This is a genomic window from Falcatimonas sp. MSJ-15, from assembly GCF_018918265.1.
Lineage (GTDB): Bacteria > Bacillota > Clostridia > Lachnospirales > Lachnospiraceae > Falcatimonas.
The window spans coordinates 1-11,201 of sequence record NZ_JAHLQC010000026.1 but is presented as its reverse complement, the minus strand read 5'-3'; the positions used below and the strand labels follow the sequence as shown (position 1 = coordinate 11,201).

Annotated in this window: 9 protein-coding genes and 1 pseudogene; 2 read left to right on the top strand and 8 right to left on the bottom strand. The window is 37.2% G+C overall.

Going from position 1 to position 11,201, the window contains the following annotated elements:
• Window positions 1–5: 5 nt before the first annotated feature.
• On the bottom strand, window positions 6–1,307 hold the full coding sequence (locus KQI85_RS15230) for an ABC transporter substrate-binding protein (protein ID WP_216576896.1): 1,302 nt from the start codon (window positions 1,305–1,307) through the stop codon (window positions 6–8).
• 169 nt (window positions 1,308–1,476) lie between these two features.
• Here KQI85_RS15230 and KQI85_RS15225 point away from each other — a divergent pair, with 169 nt between their 5' ends.
• The gene (locus KQI85_RS15225) at window positions 1,477–2,319 is read left to right on the top strand and encodes an AraC family transcriptional regulator (protein ID WP_216576895.1); all 843 of its coding nucleotides are present in this window, start codon (window positions 1,477–1,479) and stop codon (window positions 2,317–2,319) included.
• A gap of 183 nt (window positions 2,320–2,502) precedes the next feature.
• On the opposite strand, the gene KQI85_RS15220 is transcribed toward KQI85_RS15225, so the two are convergent.
• From KQI85_RS15220 to KQI85_RS15195, 6 genes are read right to left on the bottom strand one after another with little or no spacing between them, the layout of a single operon-like run.
• Window positions 2,503–2,739, bottom strand: a complete 237-nt coding sequence (locus KQI85_RS15220) for a 23S rRNA methyltransferase (RefSeq protein WP_216576894.1) — start codon at window positions 2,737–2,739, stop codon at window positions 2,503–2,505.
• Window positions 2,740–2,769: 30 nt separating this feature from the next.
• Window positions 2,770–3,744 carry a carbohydrate kinase gene (locus tag KQI85_RS15215; RefSeq protein ID WP_216576893.1) on the bottom strand — a complete coding sequence of 325 codons (975 nt, stop codon included), beginning with the start codon at window positions 3,742–3,744 and terminating at the stop codon, window positions 2,770–2,772.
• Window positions 3,744–5,210, bottom strand: coding sequence for a glycoside hydrolase family 32 protein (locus KQI85_RS15210; protein WP_216576892.1), 1,467 nt, complete (start codon window positions 5,208–5,210; stop codon window positions 3,744–3,746). Before KQI85_RS15210 ends, KQI85_RS15215 begins: the two co-directional genes overlap by 1 nt.
• Window positions 5,211–5,226: 16 nt before the next feature.
• On the bottom strand, window positions 5,227–6,903 hold the full coding sequence (locus tag KQI85_RS15205) for an extracellular solute-binding protein (RefSeq protein ID WP_216576891.1): 1,677 nt from the start codon (window positions 6,901–6,903) through the stop codon (window positions 5,227–5,229).
• 25 nt (window positions 6,904–6,928) lie between these two features.
• Complete coding sequence (locus KQI85_RS15200; RefSeq protein ID WP_216576890.1) at window positions 6,929–7,837, bottom strand: carbohydrate ABC transporter permease; 909 nt, start codon at window positions 7,835–7,837, stop codon at window positions 6,929–6,931.
• A 14-nt stretch (window positions 7,838–7,851) separates the two neighbouring features.
• A complete protein-coding gene (locus KQI85_RS15195; protein WP_216576918.1) occupies window positions 7,852–8,745 on the bottom strand; it encodes an ABC transporter permease subunit in 894 nt (297 codons plus the stop codon).
• A gap of 284 nt (window positions 8,746–9,029) precedes the next feature.
• On the opposite strand from KQI85_RS15195, the gene KQI85_RS15190 reads away from it, so the two are divergent.
• Window positions 9,030–10,070: a substrate-binding domain-containing protein gene (locus KQI85_RS15190; RefSeq protein ID WP_216576889.1), complete on the top strand. Its 1,041-nt coding sequence runs from the start codon at window positions 9,030–9,032 to the stop codon at window positions 10,068–10,070.
• A 743-nt stretch (window positions 10,071–10,813) separates the two neighbouring features.
• Here the strand turns inward: KQI85_RS15190 and KQI85_RS15185 are convergent.
• Window positions 10,814–11,038: pseudogene (locus tag KQI85_RS15185) on the bottom strand (relaxase); the annotation flags it as partial.
• Window positions 11,039–11,201: the final 163 nt, after the last annotated feature.

Below are 11,201 nucleotides of genomic sequence, written 5' to 3'. Positions count from 1 at the left end.
CTTTTTCATTGTGCATCCCCCTGTTCTTTCTGATAATCCTGTACTTTCCAAATCAGATCCCGGTTATAGCGCTTCCAGTCGGAATCAAATTTTTTCAAAAACTTTTCCTGTGCATTGTCGCTTGTATCCAACAGGAACGTCTGCACCATGGCATCCACGCTCATCTCACTCGGATAATGGTGATCCTGGAAATCTGCCATACGGTTGTTTTCAATATAAGAACGCATATCCTCAAGTGTTTCCGGAATTGCGAAATCCCCATCCTTGCAGGCAATTCCACCCTGATCATCCAGATAAATCTGAATGGTCTCATCGTCATACAGATATTTTAAAACTTCATATGCAGCCTCTTTATTTTTGCATGCTTTCATCACAGAAAACTGTAAATCAATTCCTGAATTTAATACATTGTCTGATTCCTCATCATTTGCAGGAAATGTAAAAGAGCCAATATTCATATCCGGATTGACCGATTTGATCTGCGGGATCGCATAGCTTCCAATCGGATACATGGCAGCTTCCCCACGAGCAAATGCTGTACAGGCATCGTTATAACCGTATGCATACGGATTTTTTTCGGCGTAATCCAAAAGCGCACGCATCTTTTCTGCTACCGGTCCATACGTATCGGAAAATGTGGTATTTCCCATATTTACCTGATTGCAGGTATCCGAATCGGTAAGTCCGACTGCCAGTGCATTCCACGGAGCCAGACATGTCCAGGTATCTTTAAAACCCAGATACAGCGGAAGTGTTCCACTCTGTTTTATTTCATCACACAGTGTGGTAAATTCCTGCCAGGTGGTCGGAACTTTCCAGCCATTTTTCTCAAACTGATCTTTGTTATATAAAATTCCTGCCGCATTTGCCACATATGGAAGTGCATACGTGCCATCCTTTGGAATAAACTCCAGTTCCTTATCCATATCCAGATATGCCTGTTTTACGGTTTGGACTTCATCCAGATCGGAAATATCATCAAACAGATCTGCATCTAAAAAGTTGGAATAGTTGATGTCTCCTCCGATTGCGATGATATCCGGATAATCCTCCCGGATAAAACGTGTCTTTAAAATGGTCATTGCTTCATTTGGAGATGAAATCGTCAAATGAATGTCATCATGTGTTTCATTGAACCGCTTTTCAATTTTTTCAAATGCCTTAACTGCTTCTGGTTTGTAGGAAACCACTTCAATCTCCGTTTTTCCATCCGCCCTTTTTTCGCTTTCGCATCCAGCGAGTCCTGTCATGCACATGCCAAGTGCAAGCACAGCCGCAAGACCACGAAAAATATTTCTTTTTGCCATATTCATCTCTCCTTTTCTTAAATATATCCACTTGCCTTTTTGATAATTCAATTATAACATACCTTTATGCGTCCTTAAATACCTAAATTTTTTTAATTTTATACCAAAATGCAATATTTTGTGTTATAATAGATACTAATAACGCATTTTGGTATATAAGGAGTATTTTATGAGCAATACATTTTTTAATATTTTTCCAAATGAAAATTTTATCGATCTGTGCATGTATCAGTTTGGATATGAACAGTGTGATCCCGGACATTCATTCGGGCCTGCAACACGCAACCACTACCTGTTTCACTACATTCTTTCCGGAACTGGAACACTCATGGCAGACAATTCCAAAGGTGAAACACGGACCTATTCTGTAAAAAGCGGACAGGGGTTTATGATTTTTCCCGGTCAGATCAACACTTACATTGCCGATGAACAGCTTCCGTGGGAATATATGTGGATTGAATTTGACGGATTACGTGTAAAAGAGGCTTTAAGTGTCACAGATTTGTGCAAAGACGCGCCCATTTATCATTCCCACTCCAAAGAATTGCGGAAAAAACTTGCCGATGAAATGCTTTATATTGTCAATCATCCACAGGAATCTTCCTTTCATCTCATCGGGCATCTGTATCTGTTTTTAGATTATCTGCTACAGTCAGCAAAATCGACAAAGCTGGTCTCCAGCGGACGCATGAGTGATTATTACATAAAAGAAGCGATCAATTATATTGAACAGAATTTTCAGAATAATATTTCGATTGAAGATATCGCTGCGGTATGCGGCATCAACCGGAGTTATTTCGGAAAAATCTTTCGCAACTCGATCGGCCGCTCCCCGCAGGAATTTCTTATGAACTACCGCATGGTAAAGGCTACGGAATTATTAAAGCTGACTTCATTATCCATTGCAGATGTCGGCTCTGCTGTCGGATACGAAAATCAGCTTCATTTTTCCCGTGCTTTTAAAAATATTTATGGTGTTTCTCCGCGAGAATGGAGAAACCAGAACAAGTAACAATAGATAAGATAGATATCATTCCTATCAGTCTTAATATCTCTCAGTATCATTATCTTGTCCATTGAACACTTCCATATCAGCAAAAAGGACATCCCCTGACCTGTAAAATCTACAGTTCCGGAATGTCCTTTTTCCCATACTTTACTATATTTTTAACACATGATGCTGTTTATCCACAACCTATATGATTCCACAATGCCTAAATGCCTGCATAATCGCATCTTCCTTTTCTAGTGTACACTTAGGCTGTCTGGCATTCTCTGATTTAGCCAGATTGAAGTTCTCATCGACATCCAATCCACACTTCTTCTTAATCTGTGCGATATACAGTGATGAAACCTTAAGTCCTGTCTGCTCAAATACATATGCCTTTATCTGCTCATATGTCGCTTTTACTTTGAATTCAGATAAATCCATATCCTCCAAAGAGATGCTTTTACTTAACAATTAGATATTTCCCTTAAAAGTATGGACTTGTTTTAAAATATCTTCTTTCTCCGGCATGACCCGAAGTGCGCCTCTTCTAGTGGTGATGATAGAGGCGGCCGCATTGGCCAATGTAAGCATTTCTTCCATGTCCTGTCTGCTCAGATTTTGATATCCATTCTTTAAAATCTGATGCAACATACAGCCCATAAAGGTGTCTCCCGCACCGGTCGTTTCAATCGTATTTTCATTTAGAAATGCCGGAATCTCTGCCCTCTCCTCTCCGCAATAAGCACGGCTGCCGTCTTTTCCCAACGATAAAAGAATCAGAGGAATCTGGAATTCTACCCGAAGCTTCTGTATAGCCTTATCATAATCCTGTTCGCCAGTAAACCATACAAGCTCATCATCGGATATTTTCAATATATGACAATGATCCAATCCATATCGGATCTGTTCCTTTGCCAGTTCCTCGCTCTCCCACAAAGACTTTCTCAAATTCGGGTCAAAAGAAAGCCAAACACCCGCTTTCTCAGCTGTCTCAATGGCGTTCACAGTTGCCGTTCTCACCGGCTCATCCGTAAGAGAAAGAGAGCCGTAATGAAAAATCTTTGCATTTCGTATCAGTTCTTCCTTCACTTCTTCCGTGCGAAGCATCATATCCGCTCCCGGCTTTCTGTAAAAAGAAAAATCCCTATCTCCATCTTCTTTCTTTTGTACAACTGCCAAAGTTGTATGTACTTCTTTATCAAAGCACAAACCTTCTGTTGAAATTCCGGTTTCCTTTAAGGCTTTCTCCAACTGTAATCCAAAACCATCCTGACCAACTTTACCAATAAAAGCCGTTTTTCTTCCGAGTTTTTGCAACATGGCAAGCACATTACATGGAGCTCCTCCCGGATTAGCTTCAAAAATCGGATTCCCTTGTTCACTATATCCATTTTGTGTAAAGTCAATGAGTAATTCGCCCATTGCTACAACATTGTATTTTCCCATTACTTCACCTCAATATCATATTTGATTACATCCAAATATGTCTTTCCATTACTTGCAAAACGAATTCCATAAGCATCTACCGGTGTATAAATAAGCGAGGTCATTACCTGTTCCCCATCATTTACGAATATCTCTACAGAAAATCTGTCTACTAAAATTCTAAGATTTATCACATCTTTTTTATCTGAGACATACATACTGCGTGTGCTTATCGTATCTTTCTTAAACCCAGAATGGGTACGGTCAAATGTAAGTGTTTTTTCATCTCTGTCATAGATTATTTCTGAATAATGCTTTTCATCCGCAGCCAGTTTTATTTTAAATTTTCCATATTCATTCCCTTTAAGAGCTATTTGCAGATCGATACTTCTTCCACTAATACCTTCCAATTCTGTCTCCTCGTGAATACAGACATTATCGTAACTTATAACATTGCTGCGATATTTTTCAAGTTCACGCACAGGCATCTGACAAATTCTTCCGCCCTTAATTGATAACTCTCTCGGAATAGTCATCATACCAGAATATCTCTGAGTATCAGGATACATTGGATTATCCCATGACTGCATCCAGCCAATCAAAATTCTTCTTCCATCCTCTGTCTCCATAGTCTGTGGTGCATAGAAATCAAGTCCATAATCTACGCACTGTACTTTTTCTCTCATAAACTTCAGCATTTCTTTGTCATAGTTTCCAATCAAAAATGCTGTATTGTTACCATTGTGAAATTCCAATCCTTCTGCTTCCATTTCCTGTGGCGAAATCATAAGAACCTGTTTTCCATCTAAAGGATAAAAATCCGGGCATTCCCACATCCTTCCTATCTTATTTTCACTACGGTCTAAAATTCCTGCAAATTCCCATTTTTCCGGATTTTCTGCACAAAACAACGCAATCTGACCACTTCCGTCACCATGACGGCTTCCAGCAACCATATAGTATTTTCCATTTTCCTTCCATACTTTTGGATCTCTAAAATCTTCCAAACTACTGCCTTCTGGCAACATGTCCGCAGTCACAACCGGATTATTTGCAATTTTTTCATATTCAACACCATTTCCTATAGCAATGCATTGATTCTGGCGGATGCATTTTTCCCCATTTGGGGCTGCTTTTTCTTCTACACCTGTATAAATCAGTATCTGCTTTTCTCCATCTTCAATCGCACTACCGGAAAATACGCCAAAATTGTCATAGTCCTTATCTGGTGCCAATGCTACAGGAAGGTATTCCCACTTGATAAAATCCGCACTTTTTGCGTGTCCCCAATGCATAGAATCCCAATGTGTTGCATAAGGATAATATTGAAAGAACAAATGATGTTCCCCTTTATAGTCAGAAAAACCATTAGGATCATTCATCCAGCCAACCGGATTTGAAAAATGATATACCGGTCTGTTATCCTGTGCTATTTTCATACTTTCTTCTATTTCATAGTTTCTAGCTTTTTCTACCATTTCACTCATGTTTATCACCTCTGTATTAATTTTCATCTGATAATGACTCTATATATGCATCAAAATATTTCTGTTTAATTTCCAGATACTCTGAAAGTCCATAGTCCTCCATTTTTTGCAGATAGCTATCCCATTCTTCTTCAATTCCACCATTTAAAATCCAACTTGCTTTCATTTGTTCTGCATATTTTTTAATATCAGTATCGAGCTGTGAGACTCTGTTTGTATCCTCCATACTCATAAAAACATTTGGAAATACGTATTTGCTGTTCATATCAGAAAGATAAGTTTCATGCATATTATCAAGACGCCATTTTGCGTCATCAGGTTCTGTTACATACACGTTGTAGTACTCATTCAAAATAGCAAGTGGTCCATTGACCGACTGGTTCTCACGAATTTCTACCGGAGATTTGCCACTAAGATCCATATGTCTTAACATTGGTTCTCCATCCGCATTTGTACTCATTTCAAAAATATTATCACTATTTTCCTCACCATAAGTACCCCAGTTATTCTGTGCAGACTGCATAGGTTTGTACATTTGATCAATCCACGCAGCTGCAAGTGCTGTATCTCTGCAATTTGAAGTCAGAACACAACGTCCCCTGTCAAATCCACTTGTTTCACTACCATTCTGTCTTGTTATGTTTACAAGACCTTCAGGTCCTGCAAGTGCCGGCAGCATTACATAATCTTCATAATTATCAATATTAGCAATATCCCAGGAGAAGCATAATCCATATCTGTGATTCTTTCCTTTTGCCACATAAGTAGACCAGTCTTGCGTAAAAGCCTCTGGATCCACCAAATCTTCCTCTACCAAATGATGCAACCAGCTAATCCCTTCCTTATATCCTTCCTGTACGGAGGTATAAATTACCTTTCCTTCATCTGTTACTGCAAAATGGTCACCTGTGTCTCCATATCCTTCGCCAAATCCATTAATTAAAATAGCCGGATCCTGATCTCCATTGTTAATAATAAAGGACATTGGTATCACGCCACCTGTAATATCAAATTCTTGTTGCAGTTCTTTTGCATGATCACGAAAAGCAATCAAAACTTCTTCTAATTCATCTGTTGTTTTTGGCATTTCTAACCCTAGATAATCCAGCCACTTCTTGTTTATGTATGGAATATCACCGATTGCCTGTATGGCCTCTTTTCCTGCTCCAAGCTGCTCAATCCATGGGAAAGAATATATATGTCCATCCGGAGCGGTACACATTACCCTGTACTCCGGATATTTTTCAAAAACAGATTGTAAATTCGGCATATATTTATCAATCAGGTTCTCTAAAGGAATGATAATTCCCTGTTTTGCATAGCGAAGCAAATCATAGTCACTCATTCCTGCTACAAACAATCCGTCAGGTAATGCTCCAAACTGTGCTAAAGCCAGGTTTTTCTTATCTCCAAATTGATCGGATACAAAACATGTCCAATTAATATGTACATTCGTCTGTTCTTCCAATCTCATAAATATCGTTCTTTTATTTGGATCCTGCTCTGTTCTGGCAGGTGCATTCGTAATAAATGACAATTCTTTTGTTTCAGATAATGGGAAAGCAACTTTCTCTATCGGAGTCTTGGGATCGATATCTGCCTGCCCTACTGCCGTTTCTCCACAACCAACTAATGATATGCAACTAATAGCAGTCAGTAACATACAAATTGTTTTCTTTATTCCTTTTTTCATCTGCGTTTTCTCCTTCCTACTATTTTTACCCTTTAATTGAACCTACCATAACACCCTTGTCAAAGTATTTTTGGAAAAATGGATACATCACAAGAAGTGGAATACTAGATACTACAATCGTTGAATATTTTAGTAATTCTGCCATTTTTGCCATTTCTGCGGTACTTTGAATATCAGCAATCATTCCTGATTGAGGTGTATTTTGTACCAAAATGGAACGAAGTACTAACTGTAACGGCTGCAAATCAGCATCATTTAAATAGATCATAGCATCAAAGTAACTGTTCCACATTCCAACAAATCCCCATAATGCCAGAACTGCAATAATTGGTTTACAAAGAGGAAGTAAAATCCGGAAGAAGTACTGTATCTCATTTGCCCCATCAATCTGCGCAGCTTCCCTTAATTCACTTGAAACAGACTGATAATAGGTTCTTGCCAATATCATATTCCATACATTAAATGCACCTGGTAACAAAATTGCCCATATTGTATTAACCAGACGAAGCTTATTCATCAGAATAAATGTAGGAATTAATCCTCCTCCAAAAAACATAGTAATAACAAATAATGCATTAAAAAACTTTCTACCTACCAAATCTTTTTTAGACATTGGATAAGCTGCAAGAAGTGTAATGAAAACAGAGATTGCCGTTGCTGTAATGGAGTAAAAGAAAGAATTTGCAAATCCCCGCCATATCATTTTATCTTCAAGCACTCTTCTATATGCTTCCAGTGACCAATCACTCACGCGAAAGCTGATTCCCTGATTATTCAGTACATTTGGATCCACAAAAGAGGCTATGACAACATACACAAGCGGAATAACAATTGCTATTGTAAATAATCCTAACATACTATAACCCAGAAAAAGAATGACTCTGTCAATTGTACTTCTTTTTATTGCTTTTGATTTGTTTTTTTGTGCTCTCATTGTATTCCTCCTCTCTATAATCCTTCTCCATCGTTTAATTTTGATACAATTCCATTTACAACAAGCAATAAAATCACATTGATGATGGAATTAAATATACCCACTGCTGTAGAATAACCATAGTCACCATTCAATAAACCGATCTTATATACGTATGTTGAAATAATTTCTGACGTTGGCAGATTCATTCCTGTTTGAAGCGCATATGCCTTTTCAAATCCAACGCTCATAATATTTCCCGCGGAAAGAATGAATTGAATCACAATAATATTTTTAATAGCGGGAAGCTGTACATACCATATCTGCTGCAAAATATTTGCACCATCAAGCATAGCAGCTTCCTCTAACTCTTTACTTACATTTGATAAGGCGGCGGTATACATGATGGAAGCCCACCCTGCGCCTTGCCATATACCACTAGCAATGTAGATTGTTCGAAATGCCTTCGGCATCGTCATCCAGTTTGTTGATGTTCCCAAAATTTGATTGAGTGGTCCTACTGGAGATAAAAACATTCTTACCATACCACATAAAACGATAACTGAAATAAAATTAGGGGCATAAATCAAAAGCTGAATTTTTTTCTTAATACCAACACTACGAATTTGATTCAATAGCAATGCCAATATGATTGGCATTGGAAATCCCCATAATAAACCATATAAACTTAACTTTAACGTATTCAATAAATAGGTCATAAAATCCGGTGAGGATAAAAAACGTTTGAAATAATCTAGTCCTACCCATTCACTTCCTAAAATTCCCAGACGTACATTATAATCTTCAAACGCCATAAGAATTCCACCCATCGGCAAATACTTAAAAATAATCGTAACTACAAGTGCCGGCATCAGGAAGAATACATACAATTGCCAGTTTTTCCTGACATACAACAGTTTCTGCTTCATTGTTTGTTTTCCATTTGTTAAGTTTTTTTTCGCTTCCACTTTTCATACCCCTTCCATTTCTTGTTATGTGTTGTAACCGGTAAAGTAACCGGTTACTTTGTTTCTTTTCTTTATTATATCTTTTATCACTTTAGAAGTCAAGGTACAACTTTTCATTATTTTAGACAAATATTGCTAGTAAATATTTAGCAAATATGCACAACCAGTAAAGTAACCGGTTATTTTTTGATTGAATAACAATTTCGAATTTGTTATAATATAGAACAATAAAGGAGTTGACTATCATGATCAAAAAGAAAGTAACTTTTGATGACATTGCACGATATACTAATTTTTCAAAGACTACTATTTCACGGTATTTTAATAATCCGGATTCACTTACTTTAAAAAATCAGGAAATCATTGCACAGGCATTAATTGATCTAGATTATAAAGAAAATAAAGTTGCAAAGATACTTGCAAGCGGGAAAACAGAATTTGTTGGTATTATTGTTCCAAATCTGTATCTGCACTACTATTCTGAGATGCTTAACCAAATTCTTTCGTCTTACGAAAAATTTGGATACAAATTTCTTGTTTTTTCCGGAAACTCAAATGAAGCTATAGAACGGCAGTACATTAAGGAATTATTAGCTTATAACATTGAGGGAATGATTGTGTTAAGTCATACCATTCCTTCTAAAGAACTGGCCTCCTATAACATTCCTATTGTCACTATTGAACGGGAAGATGAATATACAAACAGCGTCAATACTGATAACTATATGGGTGGTGTTCAGGCGACAAGTCTCCTAAAGAAATGTAATTGCGATATATATATTCATATAAATGTAAATGTTCCTAAATATATCCCCGCGTATGGACGTATTCAAGGTTTTGTTGATATTTGTAGAGATTGTAATCTTTCCTATGAATTACTTCTTAAAGATTTAGGAAACTCTTATGAAGATAATCAAAAATCTATTCAAGAAATTGCCAAATATTTGGATAATGCTTATAAGGGAAAACGAAAAGGAATCTTTCTTGCCAATGATACATATGCCAACATGTTTTTAAATTCACTAATTCGATCATATGGTTCACTTCCAGAAGATTATCAAATAATTGGATTTGATAATTCTCCAATCTCCAATGAAGCTGTCATTCCTACCAGTACTGTCGGACAACAAATTGATAAAATAGCCGAAACCGCTATGGAGATATTAGTCGAACAGATGAATGAACGAAAGAAAAGAAAACCTGTTGTTTTGACCACACCAATTCATAAGGTTATTACGCTAGTATTAATTAATCGCGATACCACATGCATTGTCACCCAATTATAAATTTCAAAAAAGTGCAGATATGTAACATAAATATCATATCTGCACTTTTTTCTTTTTACAAAGATACTGGTGAATTATTAAATCATCTGAAATGTCTTAAGTGCTTCGCTTCAGGAAGTTTGGATATTTCTTAGTACTGACAATCAATTCTTTTCGATAATACCTGTAGAAAAGTATACCTGTCGTGCAAACTGCTATAAAATCCACAAAATTGAATTTATAATGTCAATTCCATAACATTGTACTCTTTTTCCGAAATGATATAAAATCCATTCTTTTGCCAAAAAGAATTGCTTTGAGGGCATCTACATCATTTATATCTAATGTACGCACCTCATATTTTTTGATAATAATTTGATCAATCTGTTTTTCTCCTCTCTGATTTGATTACCCCATAATTTGATTTCCAATCACACCCACGTAACGTAGAATATGGTGAATTTTGTGGTTTCTACGCTACGTAGAGTGAGATTTGAAGTTACAGAACCATTTTCCATAACAAAGATGAAATAAATGGTTGAAGGAAGAACATAATAAGTGCTACAGATGCACATATTATGTAAAAGTCGTTCTTTTTTGAATTTTTCACTATTCTTCTTGTAAAGATATCTGTAAACCAGTATGCAATTAGATATCCTACTAAAGTACCTGCAATGTTTGTAATAATGCCATCTATATCTGTCGCCCGTCCTGTGAAAATTTGAGCTATTTAGATAAATGTTGTCATTGCAAATCCCACTATAAATCACATCATCCTCGCCGCGCACTCTGCCGGTCTTTTGGGTGTATTGATTTTTAGCGAAAAGGAACTCGGCGTCGGCGATTCTGCTGTCGCACTGCCAGCTTATAATCAGTCTGCCACCGTCCGTCTTTTGCGGATTTTCGGTGTAGTCGATGATGGCGCTGATAGCCTGCCCCACCGTGCGGCCTTTGCCGGTGTACAGGGGCATCAGGCGTGTGGTTGCCATGGATGTTCACCTCCAGAAATAGCAAAACGGCCTGCTGGTCCTATTGATGTTAGAATGTAAATAGTACAAATTAGATATGGAATAATCCTTAATATAGATTTATTATTAAAGTTAAAGATTGGAGGAGTAATACATGGCTACACAGTACTCAGAAGAATTTAAG